At 70.8% G+C, this 16,695-nt stretch carries 14 protein-coding genes; 2 read left to right on the forward strand and 12 right to left on the reverse strand.

The genetic code is table 11. The features are described 5' to 3' along the window. Window positions 1-26: 26 nt before the first annotated feature. A complete protein-coding gene (locus ACWGR4_RS09135; RefSeq protein WP_452131790.1) occupies window positions 27-1,742 on the forward strand; it encodes a Cys-Gln thioester bond-forming surface protein in 1,716 nt (571 codons plus the stop codon). Window positions 1,743-1,948: 206 nt separating this feature from the next. Here the strand turns inward: ACWGR4_RS09135 and ACWGR4_RS09140 are convergent, their stop codons facing one another. Further along, window positions 1,949-2,437, reverse strand: coding sequence for an isochorismatase family protein (locus tag ACWGR4_RS09140; protein ID WP_452128851.1), 489 nt, complete (start codon window positions 2,435-2,437; stop codon window positions 1,949-1,951). 86 nt (window positions 2,438-2,523) lie between these two features. Then, window positions 2,524-3,267, reverse strand: a complete 744-nt coding sequence (locus ACWGR4_RS09145; protein ID WP_452128850.1) for an SDR family oxidoreductase — start codon at window positions 3,265-3,267, stop codon at window positions 2,524-2,526. Window positions 3,268-3,396: 129 nt separating this feature from the next. Between ACWGR4_RS09145 and ACWGR4_RS09150 the strand changes: the two genes are divergently transcribed. Beyond that, complete coding sequence (locus tag ACWGR4_RS09150) at window positions 3,397-4,008, forward strand: TetR/AcrR family transcriptional regulator (RefSeq protein WP_452128849.1); 612 nt, start codon at window positions 3,397-3,399, stop codon at window positions 4,006-4,008. Window positions 4,009-4,026: 18 nt separating this feature from the next. On the opposite strand, the gene ACWGR4_RS09155 is transcribed toward ACWGR4_RS09150, so the two are convergent. From ACWGR4_RS09155 to ACWGR4_RS09200, 10 genes are all read right to left on the reverse strand, one after another. After that, entirely contained in the window at window positions 4,027-5,178 is a 1,152-nt protein-coding gene (locus ACWGR4_RS09155) for a low temperature requirement protein A (protein WP_452134192.1), read from the reverse strand. Window positions 5,179-5,295: 117 nt separating this feature from the next. Further along, window positions 5,296-6,147 carry a fumarylacetoacetate hydrolase family protein gene (locus ACWGR4_RS09160; protein WP_452128847.1) on the reverse strand — a complete coding sequence of 284 codons (852 nt, stop codon included), beginning with the start codon at window positions 6,145-6,147 and terminating at the stop codon, window positions 5,296-5,298. Between the two features lie 140 nt (window positions 6,148-6,287). Further along, window positions 6,288-7,370 (reverse strand): hydroxyacid dehydrogenase, encoded by a 1,083-nt coding sequence (locus tag ACWGR4_RS09165; protein ID WP_452128846.1) that lies wholly within the window; start codon window positions 7,368-7,370, stop codon window positions 6,288-6,290. Further along, window positions 7,354-8,385 (reverse strand): dihydrodipicolinate synthase family protein, encoded by a 1,032-nt coding sequence (locus ACWGR4_RS09170; RefSeq protein ID WP_395787038.1) that lies wholly within the window; start codon window positions 8,383-8,385, stop codon window positions 7,354-7,356. Before ACWGR4_RS09170 ends, ACWGR4_RS09165 begins: the two co-directional genes overlap by 17 nt. Window positions 8,386-8,438: 53 nt before the next feature. Continuing rightward, complete coding sequence (locus ACWGR4_RS09175) at window positions 8,439-9,497, reverse strand: NAD-dependent epimerase/dehydratase family protein (RefSeq protein WP_379998266.1); 1,059 nt, start codon at window positions 9,495-9,497, stop codon at window positions 8,439-8,441. 31 nt (window positions 9,498-9,528) lie between these two features. Beyond that, window positions 9,529-10,503: a carbohydrate ABC transporter permease gene (locus tag ACWGR4_RS09180; protein ID WP_452128845.1), complete on the reverse strand. Its 975-nt coding sequence runs from the start codon at window positions 10,501-10,503 to the stop codon at window positions 9,529-9,531. A 2-nt stretch (window positions 10,504-10,505) separates the two neighbouring features. Next, window positions 10,506-11,411 carry a carbohydrate ABC transporter permease gene (locus tag ACWGR4_RS09185; protein WP_379998270.1) on the reverse strand — a complete coding sequence of 302 codons (906 nt, stop codon included), beginning with the start codon at window positions 11,409-11,411 and terminating at the stop codon, window positions 10,506-10,508. Window positions 11,412-11,495: 84 nt separating this feature from the next. After that, a complete protein-coding gene (locus tag ACWGR4_RS09190; RefSeq protein ID WP_379998272.1) occupies window positions 11,496-12,755 on the reverse strand; it encodes an ABC transporter substrate-binding protein in 1,260 nt (419 codons plus the stop codon). A 101-nt stretch (window positions 12,756-12,856) separates the two neighbouring features. Then, window positions 12,857-14,167, reverse strand: coding sequence for a Gfo/Idh/MocA family protein (locus tag ACWGR4_RS09195; RefSeq protein ID WP_452128844.1), 1,311 nt, complete (start codon window positions 14,165-14,167; stop codon window positions 12,857-12,859). A gap of 62 nt (window positions 14,168-14,229) precedes the next feature. Further along, the gene (locus ACWGR4_RS09200; RefSeq protein ID WP_452128853.1) at window positions 14,230-16,032 is read right to left on the reverse strand and encodes a peptidase C14; all 1,803 of its coding nucleotides are present in this window, start codon (window positions 16,030-16,032) and stop codon (window positions 14,230-14,232) included. Window positions 16,033-16,695: the final 663 nt, after the last annotated feature.

Below are 16,695 nucleotides of genomic sequence, written 5' to 3' on the forward strand. Positions count from 1 at the left end.
CTTTTTCGTGAGGGAGTCGTCTTTTCATGTTCCTGGCACAGCGGGGTATATCCCGCGCGGCGTCGGCGTGTGCCGTCGCCGGTCTGGCGGCCGTCGCGCTCGTCGGGTTCGCGCCCGTCGCGCAGGCGGACACGGCCGCGCTGCAATTCCGTGGGCACGTCGACCGCACGGAGGGCGCGGTCGCCCTGTCCGGCTTCCGGTGGCTGCAGCAGACCGAGCTGATGATCCTGAGCGCGGAGGGACGCCACGCCCCCCAGGTTCTCGTGTACTGCATCGACCTGGAGACCTCCGTCCACGGCGGTGTCGACTACCGCGAGGGGGCGTGGGCCGACTCCTGGCTCAAGGACACCGCCAAGGTCGCGAAGATCAACTGGGTGCTGAACCACTCGTACCCCAAGATCAACGACCTCGACGCGCTCGCCAAGACCGCCGGCCTGCCGGACAAGAAACGCCGGCTCGACGCGCAGGAGGCCGTCGCGGCCACCCAGGCCGCGATCTGGCACTACAGCAACGGCGTGAACCTGTCCACTTCGGACAACGGCGAAGACGTCGTGAACCTGTACAAGTACCTGACGGGCGACGCCAACAAGGGCGAGGCGAGCGAGCCGGGGGCCTCCCTCGAACTCGCGCCGACCGTGACCAGCGGCAAGGACGGCGACACGCCGGGCGTGGGTCCGGTCACCGTCAAGACCACCTCGACCGAGCCGGTCGCGGTCAAGCTCGACGGCACCGTCCCCGCCGGCGTCTCGCTGGTCGGCAAGGACGGCAACCTGCTCGGCACCGCCGGCAACGGCACCGAGTTGTACGTCAAGGTGCCGAAGAGCCAGAACCCGGGCGAGGCTCGGATCGCGGCCTCGACCAAGGCCGGCGTCAACATCGGCCGGGTGTTCCTGGCCAAGGACCGCAAGCACTCGCAGACCCTGATCGCGGCCGGTTCGCAGCCGTTCTCGGTCGGCGCCGCGGCCCAGGTCAAGTGGAGCCACCAGCCGGTTCCGGTCCCCTCGTCGGCGTACAAGGAGGACTGCGTCCAGGGCGGGGTCACGGTCACGCTGAAGAACACCGGTGACGGCCCCGCCGACTTCAAGCTCAACGGCGAGAAGGTGACCGTTCCGCCGAACTCGACCAAGACGCAGTTCGTCAAGGTCGCCGAGGACACGAACTACACCATCACCGTGACCGGTCCGGGCGACTACGCGCAGACCTACACGGGCCGGCTCGACTGCGTCGAGACCCCGACGATCCCGCCGACCACCACGCCGCCGACGGCTCCCGCGAGCACGCCGCCGCCGGTGGTGACCACGCCGCCCGCCACCTCGAAGCCGCCGACCACGACGGCCCCGCCGACGTCGAACACCTCGGCCCCGGCGACCACTTCCGCCCCGGCGACCACTTCGGCTCCCCCGGTCACGCCGACCATCCCGCCGAGCACGTCGGCTCCGGTCACCACGGGCGCGCCCGCCACCACGGGCACACCGGCGACCTCCTCGTCCGCCCCGGTGGGCAGCGCGAGCCCGAGCGGCAGCCAGGCACCCACCAAGCCGATCGTGGAGCCCGGCACGGACAACCCGCCGATCGAGGTGCCCTGGCTCCCGGTCGCCCCGGCGGGCAGCCGCAAGGACCTGGCCAACACCGGTGGGGACGACTCCAACGTCGTCCTGATCACCGGCGTCGCCGCCGGCCTGCTGCTGGCCGGTGGAGGCGCGCTCTACCTGAACCGCCGCCGCGGCCGTCACGAGGCGTGACCGTCCACTGAGGTGATCGCACCACCACGCAAGGCAGTTGAATCGGGTCCCGTCATGTGACCCGTTCCGACGACGAAGGCCCCGCCGGTGTACCGGCGGGGCCTTCGTCGTCCGCGAACTCCCTTTCCACACCACCTCGAATGCGATCCCTATTTGTCGACAGCACGATTCATTTCCTGAATCACGTCGCGCGGGGGCATTCGAAATCAGCCGTAGGAAGCCGTGGTTCGCACCGTCCCGAAGCGCGGAAAGATGCGCTCGACGGTGAAGTCGTGCTCGTCCGCCGCGAATCCGGACATCGCGTCGGCCACGAACTCGACCTCGTAGCCGTGGTCGTCGGCCGCCCGGCCCGTGGACTCCACACCCATGGTGGTGACCAGGCCCGCCAACACCAGCCGTTCCACGCCGCGCGCCCGCAACTGCGCGTCCAGGTCGGTTCCGTGGAACGCGCCGACGGTGTGCTTCACGATCGTCACGTCGCCGGGGCGGACCAGCCCCTCCGCGAAGTCGCTTCCGGGTGGCTGCTCGGCGACGCCGGGTCGGTCCACCCGCACCAGGACCACCGGGTTTGCGTCGGCCCGGAAAACGTCGGCCAACCGGCGACAGCGGGCGAGCACGTCCTCGCCGGAGTGCGGTGCCACCGGCAACGCGACGATGCGCGGCATGAGATCGATGAGAATCAGGGCGGTAGTCACGGTCGTGATCGTAGACACGCCGTCCGCTCGGCGCCGGACCCGGCCGGCCGGCCACCGTGACGGGCCGGCCACCGGCGCGTCGGTGCTTACCGGCCGGAGGCCAGGTTCGCGCCCCCGGTGCAGTCGATCACCGTCCCCGTCATGAAGCCGTTGCCCACGAGCATCCGGATCACATCGGCCACTTCGTCGGCGTGGCCGACCCGGCCGACCGGGGTCGCGGCGCTGATCCCGGTGAAGAGTTCGGTGCGGGCCTCGCTCGGGATCGCGTCCCACCACGGGGTGTCGATCACGCCCGGCGAGACCGCGTTGACCCGGATCGGCGCGAGTTCGACCGCCAGCGGCGGCACCATCGCCTCCAACGCGCCGTTGATCGCGGCCAGTCCGGCGGTACCGGGGAAGGCCGCCCGCGCCGAGGCCGCGGTCACGAACGTCACCGAGGCGTGCGCGGCCAGCCTGGGCAGCGCCGCCTGGACGATCCGGATGAACGGCCAGAACTTGCCCGCGAAGCCGGCCGCCAACTGCTCCAGGTCCAGGCCGGCGATCGGGCCGCTGCCGGCGGCGCCGCTCAGCGCCAGGACCAGGTGGTCGATCGGCCGGCCCGACGCCGCGAAGAACTCGGCCACCTCGGCCTGATCCGCGCCGTCGAGCCGGTATCCGGTGGTCTTGCCGCCGATGCGCTCGACGGCGGCGTCCAGCCGCGCTCGGTCGCGGCCGGTGACCACGACCTCCGCGCCGTCGGCGGCCAGCAGGGCCGCGGTCGCCTCGCCGATTCCGGAGGTGCCGCCCATGACGACGACGTGCTGACCATGCAGGGAACGGGACAGAGCCATGACGGTGCCTTGCCTTCTCTTCGTACCACCCGATGCAGACCACGGGAGGGCTCTCGCTTTACCGAGACCTTCCGTCTCGACAAAGCATTACCGAGACCGACGGTCTCGTCAAGCGGCTATGCTGATCCCATGACGAACCCCGACGACGACACCCCGCGCCGCGCGCACACCGGTCGGCGCCGCAACGAGGACGCCCGCCGCGCGATCCTGGACGCCGTGCTCGTCCTGCTCGCCGAGTCGGGCGGCGCGCCCGTGACGATCGACACCATCGCGCGCGCGGCCGGCGTCGGGAAGCAGACGATCTACCGCTGGTGGCCCTCGAAGGGTGCGGTCCTGCTCGAAGCCCTGATCGGCCTGGCGGGCGACGTCGTGTCACCGCCCCGGGGCGAGACGCTGCGCGCCGATCTGACGTTCTTCGTCACCGCCACGTTCCGCGGTGCCCGGGCCGAGTCGACGGCCGCCGTACTGCGCTCGCTGGTCCGCGAGGCGGCGCGCGATCCGCATGCCGCAGACCTGGTCCGCACCTTCACCGAGACCCGCCGGGACGCGCTGCGCGCACTGCTGGCCGGGCACCCCGACGAACTCGCACCAGACGCCGACCTCGACCTGATCGTGGATCAGATGTACGGACTCTTCTGGTACCGCTTCCTGCTGGCCCACCGCCCCCTGTCGGACGAGGCCGCCGCCGCCCTCGGCGCGGCCCTCGCCGCCCAGGCCGGGGCTGCATCCGCCCGCCCCTGAGGGGCCCCGGCCCCCGCGTCACTCCCGCGCGGCCGACTCCGCCGGTCGTCGGTGGGTCGCCGAGACCTCGGCCGCCGCCGTCACGACGAGGACCGCAGCGGTCGCGCCGATCAGGCCCGCCACCGGCAGCACCCCGGCGGCGGGCAGCAGTGCCGACACCACCACCGCGGCGGCGATCCTGATCCACACCGTCGCGTCCCGCGAGCCGGCGAACACCGCGCGAACCGCCGCCCCGGCGACCAGGAACAGCACGATCCCGCCGAGCAGGCACGCGGCGGTCGCCGTGGACACGTGCCGGTCGTCGCCGCCGACGACCGTACCGATCGCCGCGCCGGTCACCGCGATGCCCCATTGCATGGGCAGATGCCCGAAGACGTACACATCGCGCAGGATCGGACTGGTGGCGATCTCCTCGTGGCCGCCCACCCGGGTCGCGCTCGCGTTGAAGTACATCCACCAGACGCACGCGCACAGCGCGAACGCGCTCAGCCCGATCAGCCCCGTGGACACCGCCCCGCGCCCGCCGTCGGCGAGGCCGCCGGTGCAACCGAGCACCGCCTCGCCGATCACGATGATCGTGAACAGCCCGAAACGCTCCCGCAGATGCTCCGCGTCGTGCGAAGCGGCGGCGATCCGGCGGCGGGCCAGGAACGGCAGCGACAACTCGCCGACCATCGCGACCGCCCAGAGCCCGTAGCGCACCGAGTCCCGAGGCGCCGGCAGACCGAGGACCCACACCGAACCGGTCAGCGTCGACATCGTGCCGAACGAGCGCAGGATCGGCCGAAAGCTCGGGTCGGATCGCGCACCCCAGGCGTACGAGAACACGATCACCCCGCGCGCGCCGAGGTATCCGGCGACGAACCCGACACTCGCCCCGGTCCCGTGTCCGACCCCGCCGACGAACACCGCCATCGCGGCCACGGCGGCCATCCCGACCATGGTGATCAACCGATGCGCGGAGTCGTCCGGATCGAAACGATTGGCCCGCACCGTGTACAACACCCAGGTCCACCACACCGGTACGAACAGCGCGGCGGCTCCCACGACCGAACCGCCCGTGGGCTGTTCCCCCACCCGGTGCACGACCTGCCCGACGGCCGCCACGAACACCAGGTCACAGAACAACTCGAACCAGGTGGCCCGCCGCTCCCCCACCGCCTCGGTCACCCGAATCCCCCCACACACCGGCCCGATACGCCGGCCGATCCTACGACCACCCCATGCACGCACGAGGCGCCGGTCGGGTGCTCCCCCGACCGGCGCCCCCGCGGCGTGCGGCGTTCGTCAGGCCTGGACCAGATGCGACCGTTGCCGACCCAGCCGGTCGATCTCCAGTTCCATCACGTCGCCCTCGGCCAGGTACGGGAACCGGCCGGACAGCGCAACGCCCTGCGGCGTCCCGGTGTTGACGATGTCACCGGGCTCCAGCACCAGATACTGCGACAGGTGGTGGATCAGGTACGCCACGCCGAAGATCATGTCGGCCGTGGTGGAGTCCTGCCGGGCTTCCCCGCCGACCCACGAACGCAGCCCGAGCGTCTGCGGATCGGGGACCTCGTCGGTGGTCACCAGCCATGGGCCGAGCGGGTTGAACGTCTCGCAGTTCTTGCCCTTGGACCACTGCCCGCCCGACTGCTCCAGCTGGAAGGCGCGCTCGGAGACGTCGTTGCTGATCGTGTATCCCGCGACGTGTGCCAGGGCCTCCTTCGGCGAGGCGAGGTAGCGGGCCCGGCGGCCGATCACGACGGCGAGCTCGACCTCCCAGTCGGTCTTGACCGCGCCGCGCGGGATCAACACGTCGTCGTACGGGCCGACCACGGTGTGCGGTGTCTTGTAGAACAGGATCGGCGTGGTCGGCGGCTCGGCGCCGGATTCGGCCGCGTGCGCCGCGTAGTTCTGGCCGATGCACAGGACCGCGCCGGGCCGGGCCACCGGGGCGCCGACGCGCAGGCCCGCGACGTCCAGCTCCGGCAGCGTGCCCGCCGTCGCGGCCTCGCGGACCCGCTCGACGCCGTCGGAGGCGAAGAACGCGCCGTCGATGTCGGCGGTGAGCCGGCCCAGGTCGAAGTGGCGGCCGTCGGCGGCGAACAGCACGGGGCGTTCGTTGCCGGGCTCGCCTACGCGCATCAGGCGCACGGTGAACTCTCCAGATACATATGGGTACAGGGGTATGGGGATGATGACCGGAAGCAGACCACGCACCGCACACCGCAGATGCCATAGCGCACACGGCATACGGCATACGGCATACGGCATACGGCAACGAACGGCCTGCTTCAGCCGACGCGGATCAGCGCCTCCGGGCCGACCTCGTGGTTGAGTGAACGACCCGTCAGATAGCGCTCCACCTCGTCGACGACGATGTCGCCTTGTCGGCGGCGACACTCGACCGTACCGGCGGCCTGATGCGGAGTCAGCAGCACGTTGGGCAATGCCCGAAACCCATGCCCGACGGGCAACGGCTCGGCGTCGTACACATCCAGCGCGGCATCGATCCGCCCGGTGCGCAATGCGGCCAGCAGCGCGTCCTCGTCGACCAGCCACGAACGCGCCGTATTCACCAGGCCGGCGCCGTCCGGCAGCAGGGCCAACTCGCGGGCGCCGATCAGGTGTCGCGTCTGCGGCAACGACGGCGCGTGCAGCGCGACGATCCGGCTCGTGGCCAACAACCGATCCAGCGGCACGAGTTCCGCTCCGATCCGGGCCGCTTCCGGCGCACTCAGGGTGGGGTCGGCGACCTGCACCCGAGCGCCGAGAGCGCGCACCACCTCGATGTACGCCCGACCGGTGCGGGACGCGCCGACCACACCGATCCGGGCGCCGAACACCTCGTGCCGCGGCGGTGCCACCGATGCCTCGGCCCATTCCCGTCCGCCGCGCAGCGCGTGGTCGTAGCGATGGGTCCGGTGCAGCAGCGCGAGCGTGAAGGCCAGTGCGACCTCGGCCACCGACCGCGCCATGCCCTGCCCGGCCTGGGTGACCCGCACGCCGCGCGCGAAGGCGTCCGCGCCGACGTACGGGGCGATCGCGGCGCCGGTGTGCGCGAGCAGCCCCACCCGGGGCGCCGCCGCGAGCAGTTCGCCGGTCAACCGCGGCATGCCCCAGGAGGACACCACCACGTCCGCCCGCGCGAACGCCGCCCGCAGGGCCGGGAGATCCCGGGGATCGTCCACGACCACGATCCGCCCGACATCCCGCAGCCGCTCGCTCAGCGCGCCGACGTGGGGTTCACCCGAGCCGCCGCCCGCCGCCTCGCCGAAGAACTCCGCCCGCAGTCCCGGCGGTACGGCGACCGCCACCACGGCCGGCCCCCCGTCCGCCCCGGTCCGGTCGAAGCGCGCCTCACCCGAGCCAGGCATCAAGGTGCTCCCGGACGAACGTGTCGTCGGTCAGCCACGGATACGCCGAGGCCACCCGATCGATCTCCGCGGCCTGCCCCGGCGACAATGTCTCGGCCGGGTCCAGGCACCAGGTCCCCGCCAACAACCCCTGCCGCCGCAGCACTTCGTGCACCCCGGCGATGCAGCCCCGGAACCCGCCGCGCACGTCGAAGACGGCCGAGTTCGCGTCGGTCAACTCGGGCGCCTGCCGCAGCAGTTCGACCATCGTCTCGTGATCGCCCGCACGCGCCCGGCGGACGCGTTCGAGCAGGGTGACCGCCGTCGACGTCCACACCGCCCACTGTCCGAGCAACCCGCCGGCGAACCAGCGGGGCCGGTCGCCGGCCCGATACGGGGTCAGCAGGTCGGTGATGATCGCGTCGTCGTTGCCGGTGTACAGCGCGACCTCGCCCGCCCGGTCCGCCGAGGCGATCGCGCCGAGCACGTCGGCGGTCCGGTAGCGGTCGAACGGCGCTATCTTGATCGCCGCCACCGACGGGATGTCGGCGAACGCGCGCCAAAACCCCGGGGTCAGGAACCGCCCGCCCACCGCGTCCTGGAGGTAGAAGCCGATCACCGGCAACACCTCGCCGACCGCGCGGGCCCGGTCCAGCAGCCCCTGCTCGTCGGCGCCCGGCACCGCCGGGCTCAGCAGCACCGCGTCATAGCCGAGCGAGGCGGCGAGTTCGGCCTCGGCCACCGCCTGCGCGGTATAGCCGCACGCGCCGGCCACCCGCACCACCGGCCGCCCCGCCTCGCGCGCCACGGTCTCGGCGGCCAGTTCGAGCACCGGCCGCAGCAGCCCGACCTCGGGTTTGCGGATCTCGAACTGCGTGGTGTGCACGCCGACCGCGATGCCGCCCGCACCGGACGCGAGGTAGTAGCGGGTCAGCGCCCGCTGCCGCCGCTCGTCGAACCGCCCCTCGGCGTCCAACGCGAGCGGATGCGCGGGAATCACCGTGCCCGAAAGCAGCAGCTCGATCGGCGAGTCGATCCGCGAGTCGGGAGCACTCGACGCGGCCGTATCGGAGTTGATCACGTTGTGCCTCAGAACTTTCCGTCGCGGACCTGGAACTTGGTGGCCTTCCCGGACAGCGGATGACCGCGCCGGATCCAATCCGCCTGCCAGGCCACGAGCGTGCGCAGGGGGACGTCGGGATAGCCGAACAGCTCGTGGCAGCGGCTCGCGTCCGACAGCAGCGCACTGCCCGACTCGACGCCCGCCACCACCGCTTCCCGCCCGAACTCCGCACCGAACAGGGCCGCGAGGCGTCGCACCGACGCGGTCTCCGGACCGGTGAGGTTGATCGTGAACGGTACCGCCGCCGCGTGCCCGAGGCAGCGCAGCGCCACCTCGTTCGCGTATCCCTGCCACACCACGTTGGCCTGACCCGTCGTCACATCCACCGGCTCGCCCGCGTACACCGCCGCCGCGATGTCGGCGAGCACCCCGTACCGCAGATCCACCGCGTAGTTCAGCCGGATCAGCGCCACCCGGGTGCCCCGAGTGCTCGCCGCGTGCGCGAACACCCGTTCCCGGCCCAGGCACGACATCGCGTACTCGCCGACCGGCCCCACCGGGTCGCTCTCCACGCTGCCCCCGGAGCCGACCGCGACCAGCGGATACACATTGCCCGTCGAGAACGCGGCGATCCGCGCGGCCGGGTAGCGGCGCGCGATCCGGTCCGGCAGCGCCGCGTTCACCGCCCACGCGTGCTCCGGCGCGCCGGCCGAGCCGAACTTGGCGCCGACCATGAACACCACGTTGCCCGCGTCCGGCAGTTCGGCCGGATCCCCGTCCATCAGGTCGAACGCGACGGTACGTACGCCGTCCTCCTCCAACGACCGGGCCGCCGCCGGGTCCGACCAGCGCGAGACCGCGTACACGCTCACGTCGCCGCGACCGCCCGCGTCCAGCGCCCGCCGGGCCAGTCGGCACAGGCTCGGGCCCATCTTGCCGCCGGCGCCGAGCACGACCAGGTCGCCCTCGATCCCGGCCAGGTCCGCGATCAGCCCGGCCGACGGCGTCGCGAGCAGTTCCTCCAGTGCGGCCTCACCGTCCGGGAACACCGATCCGGTCGACCCGGCCGGCGCCGATTCCGCCATCCCTACACCATTCATGACGCGTGATCAGCTCTCAGCCCTTGATTCCGGTTGCCGCCACGCCCTCGGTGACGTAGCGCTGGCCCACCAGGTAGGCCATGAAGATGGGGACGAACGCGACCACCGAGCCCGCGAGGACCACGTTGAGCGGCACGTTCTGTTGTTGCAGCGACGCGATGCCGACGGTCAGCGTGCGCATGTCCGTGCTCTGCCCGACGATCAGCGGCCACAGGAAGTCGTTCCAGTGCCACAGGAAGACGAACGTGCCGAGCGTGGCCATGATCGGCTTGATCAGCGGCAGCACGATCCGGACGAAGATCTGGAACTCGGAGGCACCGTCGATCTTCGCCGCCTCGAACAGCTCGTCCGGCAGGCCCTGGATGAACTGCCGCATCAGGAACACCGCCTGCGCGTTGGCCAGCGACGGCAGGATCAGACCCCAGTAGGTGTCGACGCCGTTCATCTTCGCGATCAGGACGAACGTCGGGATCATCGTCACGTGGTACGGGACCATGACCATCGACAGGAACGACCAGAACATCGCCTCGCGGCCGGGAAAACGCTTCTTGGCGAACGCGTATCCGGCCAGCGCGGAGAGCAGCAGCGTGCCGAGCACGCCGACGATCGAGTAGATGAGCGTGTTGATCAGCCACTGGGGCACGTCCTGCGAGCCGAGCACGTCGCTGTACGCGCTCGTGGTCAGGTTCCACGGCAGCAGGCTGCCCGGGAACTCGACCGCGCCGGACGGCTTCAGGGACAACACGACCATCGCGTAGAACGGGAAGATCGTGGCCAGCGCCACCACGCCGAGCAGCACGCCGCGCAGTACCTTGCCGCGCCGGGTGCCGCGCAGCGCGTACGGCACGGTGTCCTGTTCGTGTCCCGCGCCGAAGCGCTCGCGCCGGCGCAACCCGAGCCGGGAGCGCGGGGGTTCGCCCTGCACCGCCGGCACCGACGGCGACTCGGTCACCGTGCGGGCCTCGTGGGTGCCACGTGTATCCAGGGACATGGTCACTTCTCCTTCCCGATCACCAGGCGCTGGATGACCGCGACGATGAGCGTCAGTACGAACAGGGCCAGGCCGATCGCACTGGCGTAGCCGAGATCGAAGTACTTGAACCCGGCGTCGTAGAGCTGGAAGACCAGCGTGTAACTGGCGTTCGCCGGACCACCGCCGGTCATCACGTACACCGCGTCGAACACCTGGAAACTGGCCGTGGTCTCGATCACGGCCAGGAAGAACAGCGCGGGCTTCAGGCTCGGCAGGATGATGTACCGGAAGCGCTGCCAGGGGCCGGCGCCGTCGGTGAGCGCGGCCTCCTCCAGCTCGCGCGGTACGTTCTGCAGGCTCGCCAGCAGGATCAGCATGCCGTAGCCGAACCGCGACCAGATGCCCACGATGGCCAGCGCCGGCACCACGAACACGTCGTCGGCCAGCCAGGATCCGGTGTGTCCGCCGACCCAACCCATCACCGTCGACCACGGACCGTCGGTGGAGAAGATCCAGATGAACACCGTGGAGGCGAGCACCAGGCTGGTGACCACCGGCAGGAAGAAGATCGAGCGGAACAGCTTGGATCCGCGGAACGCGCGCCGGGTCAGCAGGGCCAGACCCATCGCGGCGACGATCGTGCCGGGCACGGTGATCACCGTGTAGAGCACGGTGACCTTGAGCGAGGACCAAAAGACCGGGTCGTCCCACAGCCGGGTGAAGTTGTCGAGGCCGGTGAACGTCGGCGAGTCCATCAGCGAGTAGTCGGTGAAGCCGAGCAGCACGCCGGCGATGCTGGGGCCGAAGCGGAACAGCACGAACAGCACGAAGGCGGGCAGGACGAACAGCAGCCCGATCCGGGCCTCGCGGCGTGCGTGCGGCCCGCGTCGGCGGAGCCTGCGGGATTGTTCCGCGACTGCGGCCACGGGGACCTCCTGGGGCTGGGAAAGCGGATGGAACACAACGGGAGGGTGGGCGGCCCGCGCGGGGGTCGGGCCGCCCGGTCGGGGTCAGCGCGCGAGCAGCGCGTTCGCCGCCTTGGCCGCGTCGTTCAGCGCGTCCTTGGGGCTCTTGTTGCCGATCAGCGCGGCCTGGATCTCCGGCGCGAGCACGCCCATCACGTCCCGCGACTTCTCCTTGAGCGGGCCGGAGCTCATCACGTCGAGCGTCTTGGCCACGTCCGCCTGGAGCGCGTCGCCCGGGTACGGATCGGCGGCCGAGGTGCGGGCCGGGAAGTAGCCGTTGGACTTGACCAGGGCCAGGCTGTTCTCCGGCTTGGACACGAACGAGATCCATTTGCCCGCGGCGTCCTTGTTGGCGCCCTTGAGCATCGCGAACGAGCCGACCGTGCCGTAGCCCGCCGACTTGGCGTCCTTGAGCGGGGGCTTGACCACGATGTTGTCCTTGCCCCAGAACTTCTCCACGTCGGCCGGGGTGTTCTGCCAGGTGCAGGCGACCTTGCCCTTGGCCACCGGGGTCTGCTCCAGCTTGGGCGTGGTGGTGACCTGGTCCTTGTCCGTGTAGCCCTTCTCCACCAGGGTCTTGAGGTAGGTCAGCGCCTTGACGCCGGCCTCGGAGTTGAACGCGACCGACTTGCCGTCGGCGGCGAACACGTCCCCGCCCGCCTGCCAGAGCATCGGGTACCAGGTCAGGTTCAGCGTCTGCTGGGTGTCGCCGCTGTAGCTGGTCGCCTGGTAGCCCTTCTCCTTCAGCTTCGGCGCCAGGTTCAGCAGGTCGTCCCACGTGCTCGGGTAGTTCGTCTCGCCGATCGCGGCGAACACCCGCTTGTCGCAGATCAGCGGGTTGGCGCTCATCAGCAGCGGGGTGGCCATCGGCTTGCCGTCCACGCTCACCGAATCCAGCGCGGCCTTGCGGAAGTCGGCCTTGTCGGCGGGCGGCATGTAGTCGTCGGCGGGCACCAGGCTGCGCGCGTACTTGGGCAGTTGGTCCGGCACCAGGTAGACCACGTCCGGGCCCTTGTTGGCCGCGATGGCCGTGGCGAGCGCGGTGTCCCGGTTGGCCCAGGGGTAGGTCTCGACCTTGACCTTGTAACCCGGGTTGGCCTTGCTGAACGCGTCGCTCAGCCCGGCCCAGTACTCCTTGTTCTTCGCCTCGTCGGCGATCACCGGGTACATCCAGGTGGTGACGGTCTTGCCGCCCGAACCCGGGCCGGACGAGCCGCCGCAAGCGGCCAGGCTCACGGTGAGGGCGGTGGCGAGCACCGGGAGGGCGATCATGCGGGCGGTGCGCGGGCGGATGGTTCTTCTCATCGGGATCGCGTCTCCTGACAGCGAGATGTGACGGGGTGTCAGTTCTGGGGGCCGGGCCGGGCGAGGCCGAGGCGGCGGGGCCTTTCGCCCCGCGCGGGCGCTCAACTTCGCGGCACGGTTTCGGTGTTGCCGCCGAGTCGGGAGCGTTCGACGGCGAAGGCGGCGAGATGGCTGCCGAGCGAGTCGGCACCGTTGGAGCGGATGTGCGCGGGATCGCCGGTGGCGAGCGCCGTGACGAACGCGTCGATCAGCGCGGTGTCCCCACCGCCGTGTCCGTCCGCCGCATTCGACCCGGACGCGCCCGCGTCGTGGGTGACCACCCGGTCGTCGGCGAAGGTGTGCACGGTGACCTTCTCGCCGTCGCCGCGCAACCAGCCGTGGCTGCCGAAGATCCGTACCTGACGGTGCGTCTGCTCGGTGAACGCGGTCATCGTGAAGGTCGCGGTGATCCCGCCGGACAGCTGCATGGCCACCACCTGGTGGTCCACCACGTCGTTGTCGCAGTGGTAGACGCAGCGCCCGTACGGCCCTTCGCGCAGTGCCCGGACCAACTCCGCCTGATCCTCGGGTCCGTGCGCGGCGTCGGTGACGTGGTTGATCGGCCAGGCGTCGCCGGTCTCGCGCAGCGCCGGGAAGTACAACTTCGGTCCGGAGTAGGGGCACTCCGGCTCCACCGCGCAGTCCAGGCAGTTGCGGGCCGAGCCCGCCGGCGCGTTCTCCGGCTTGAAGTGGGCGAGGCCGCCGAAGCTCGCCACCGTCTCGATCCGGGCGCCGGTGACGTATCCGATCCAGTCCAGGTCGTGCGAGGACTTGGCCAGGATCATCGGCGACGAATCGGCCTCGCGGCTCCACGGGCCGCGCACGTAGCTGTGCGCGTAGTGCCACCAGCCGACCGGCTCCAGCAGGTCCAGGCTGACGATCGAGCCGAGCACGCCGGAATCCAGGACCCCCTTCACCAGGTCGGTGTAGGGGGTGTACCGGAGCACGTGGCACACCGCGAACGGCACGCCGGCCGCGGTCACGCCGTCGAGGATGCGCCGGCAGTCCGCCTCGGTGGCGGCCATCGGCTTCTCGGTGAGGATCGCGTAGCCGGCCTCGGCCAACGCCGGGATCGGCTCGACGTGTTCGCGGTCCTGGGTGGCCACGATCACCGCGTCCGCGATGCGCTCGTCGAGCAGCGGTCGCCAGTCCTCGAACTGCGTGCTCGCCCCGGACGCGGTCCGGGCCGAGGCGCGCGGGTCGGCCACCGCGACCAGTTCGGCGCGGTCGGGGTGCCGGCGGATCCAATCGGTGTAGGTCAGTCCCCGGTTGCCCGCGCCGACCAGCGCGAACCGTACGGGTCGGTCGGTGATGGCCGGTCGGTCGGTGCGGGCCGGCGTGGCGGTGTTCGTGGTCGAACCGGTGGCGGTCATGGTGCTTCCCGTGGTGCGAGGGCGGTGCGGATACGAGGGTGCTGCGGGCTCGTACGGGCGGGTCAGATCAGCTGGTTGCCGGCGGTGTGCGCGATGCGCGGGCCCTCGTCGGGCATCGCGGTACGGGTGACGCCGTCCTCGACGCAGCCGCTGTGCAGCAACGCGCCGGCCCCGCCGAAGGCCGTGCCGGCCAGTTCGAGTCGGCCGCCGGCGAAGGTGTTGCCCGCCGCGCGGTAGCGGTTGGTGCCCTCGCCGATCAGCACGTGGGCGGTGGCCGCGTCGGCGGCGGTCGACACGCAGCCGTCCAACTGCCAACGGACCGTGCGGGCGCCGCCGGTGCGCGAAAGCAGCGCACGGGCCGCGTTGGTGCCGCCGAGCCGAGTGCGCGACAGCGCCACGCTCTGTTCGCCGGTGCCCGCCAACCGCAGCCCGGTGTCCCGCAGTTCACCGCCGGACACGGCCAGCGCGGCGCCGGTGACGGTGACCGGTGCAGCGTTCGGCGCGCCGATCAGGGTGCACTCGGTGAGCACGAGTCGACCGGCGTTGCGCAGCGCCGCGTTGTCCAGTCCCTTGAGCGTGACCCGTTCCAGGTGCAGGTCGCCGGTCACGTTCGCCTGGGTGATCTCGGCGTCCTTGGCCAGGGTGAACGTGGAGTCGGCGATCACGTTGGCGCGTTGCGACCGGTTGGAGGCCTGGGAGACGATCAGCGGCCCCGACGCGGTGCAGCCGCGAATCTGTACGCCGTCCGCGTTGACCCAGAGCATCCCGGAGCCGGACAGCGCGGGTTTGCCGATCACCTGCATGTCCTCCAGGGTCAGATCGGTGATCTTCACCCGGGCCACGAACCACGAGCACACGTGCTTGCGGACGGTGATGCGTTTGGCCACCGACCCCCACGCGGCACCGGAGTTGGCGAAGGTCATCAAGCCGGAGTTGCCGGTGTAGACGAGGTCGTGCTCGAACTGACCGTGTGTCACGAACGGGCCCTGGTCGTCGCCGTCGCCGTGACAGTTCGTCACGTAGCAGTAGGCGGAGGCGGTCAGGTCGTTGAGGTGGCGGCTGTTCGCCACGTGGCAGTCCTCGACGTGCCCGTACAGGCAGTAGATCTGCTGGGTGAGATAGCCGGCGCCGCCCCAGGTCACGCTGGCCGGGTTGCGCAGCGAGCAGGCGCGGGTGCGGTAGTGGGTGCACCAGCGGCGCATGATCACCGGCCAGAACGTGCCGACCGCGTCGACGTGTTCGACGTCGCAGTTGGTCGTGTACTCGTAGGCGATCGGGTGCGATCCGGTGTACTGGTCGCCGTCGGCGATGCCCTGGAAGACCATGTTGCGCACGTGCGCCCGGTCCACCGGTTCGATCCGGGTCCAGGTGAAGGTGCGGCCGGCGGCGAGGTCCCACCCGATCTTGTAGCCGACCCGGATGTGCGTGGCGTCGACGAGTTGGGTGATCTCGACCAGGCGCTGCACCTCCTGCTCGTACTTGCCCTTGCCGGGTTCGGGATCGATGGTGACCGCCCACCAGTCGCCGACCTTGAACGCCGCGCTGTCCGGCACCTCGAACACATCCGCGAGGTCCGGCATCGGCTGGGACAGCTTGGCCTTGACCACGGTGTCGGTGACCTTGCCCTTGAAGTACAGGACGGCGCCGAAGGGGTTGTCGTGGGTGTTCTTCTCGATGCCGGTGGTGCGCACGGTGTGGCCGCCGAAGTCGAGCACGATGCGCGAGCGGGCGAAGGTGTGGCGTTTGACGAAGAGCAGGTCGCTGTGCGCCTCGACGCGGTGGATGTACGGGTCGTTCACCATCGCGTCCAGCGCGGCGTCCGCCGGGACCTTGTCGTCGAGGATGCCGAACCGGCGGAAGTCCATCACGCCGTCGTGCACCTGGATCCACCGTCCGTCCCGGCCGGCGGCGGGATCGGCGAGCACGGTGCCGCCGTTGACCGCCAGCCTCGACCGCGGATCCCAGCGCACCACCATCGCGCCACCGTCACCCGCCGCGTGATAGCCGGCCACCAGCACCATCGCGTCGGCATCGAGGGGCCTGACGTTCATCCGCAACAACGCGGCCACATTCGGCACACTCATCGACACATCACGCGAACCCGCGCCATGCCGATCGTCATCGGAGGAAGCCGACGCCGAACCCACCGCGGCCGTACCGGCGAGCAACAACCCGCCGAGACCGCCGGCGGCGAGCAGCCGACGACGCGACGACCCGGGAGCGGGGGCCGACGGCGTGGCGGTGGAGGTGGAAGGAGTGGGGGACGTGCTCATCGGGGAACCTCGGCCTTCGACGGAGGATGCTTCCCGTGGCGCGTGCCGATGACGTCGTTTCCCGACCGGGGAGGGAAACGCGCGGCGGATGGCATGGGGTGGGGTGCGCGGTCGTGGTGACGGACCGTCAACCCGGGGCCGGCGATCGGGCACGATTCGTGGCAGCGAACGTGCGGGCCCTGATGAGTCCAGGAACGTAGGCCCGGACATCGATCCTGGTCAAGCCCTCCTGGCCGACTTTCATCGTCCGTAATC

Source organism: Embleya sp. NPDC055664, from assembly GCF_053618075.1.

Excerpts from the sequence above, each read along its gene's own strand:
- ACWGR4_RS09135 (WP_452131790.1), top strand. The coding sequence starts at position 27 with ATGTTCCTGGCACAGCGGGGTATATCCCGCGCGGCGTCGGCGTGTGCC.
- ACWGR4_RS09145 (WP_452128850.1), bottom strand. The coding sequence starts at position 3,267 with ATGGCTCTGTCCCGTTCCCTGCATGGTCAGCACGTCGTCGTCATGGGC.
- ACWGR4_RS09150 (WP_452128849.1), top strand. The coding sequence starts at position 3,397 with ATGACGAACCCCGACGACGACACCCCGCGCCGCGCGCACACCGGTCGG.
- ACWGR4_RS09165 (WP_452128846.1), bottom strand. The coding sequence starts at position 7,370 with ATGCCTGGCTCGGGTGAGGCGCGCTTCGACCGGACCGGGGCGGACGGG.
- ACWGR4_RS09175 (WP_379998266.1), bottom strand. The coding sequence starts at position 9,497 with ATGGCGGAATCGGCGCCGGCCGGGTCGACCGGATCGGTGTTCCCGGAC.
- ACWGR4_RS09180 (WP_452128845.1), bottom strand. The coding sequence starts at position 10,503 with ATGTCCCTGGATACACGTGGCACCCACGAGGCCCGCACGGTGACCGAG.
- ACWGR4_RS09190 (WP_379998272.1), bottom strand. The coding sequence starts at position 12,755 with ATGAGAAGAACCATCCGCCCGCGCACCGCCCGCATGATCGCCCTCCCG.
- ACWGR4_RS09195 (WP_452128844.1), bottom strand. The coding sequence starts at position 14,167 with ATGACCGCCACCGGTTCGACCACGAACACCGCCACGCCGGCCCGCACC.
- ACWGR4_RS09200 (WP_452128853.1), bottom strand. The coding sequence starts at position 16,032 with ATGGACTTCCGCCGGTTCGGCATCCTCGACGACAAGGTCCCGGCGGAC.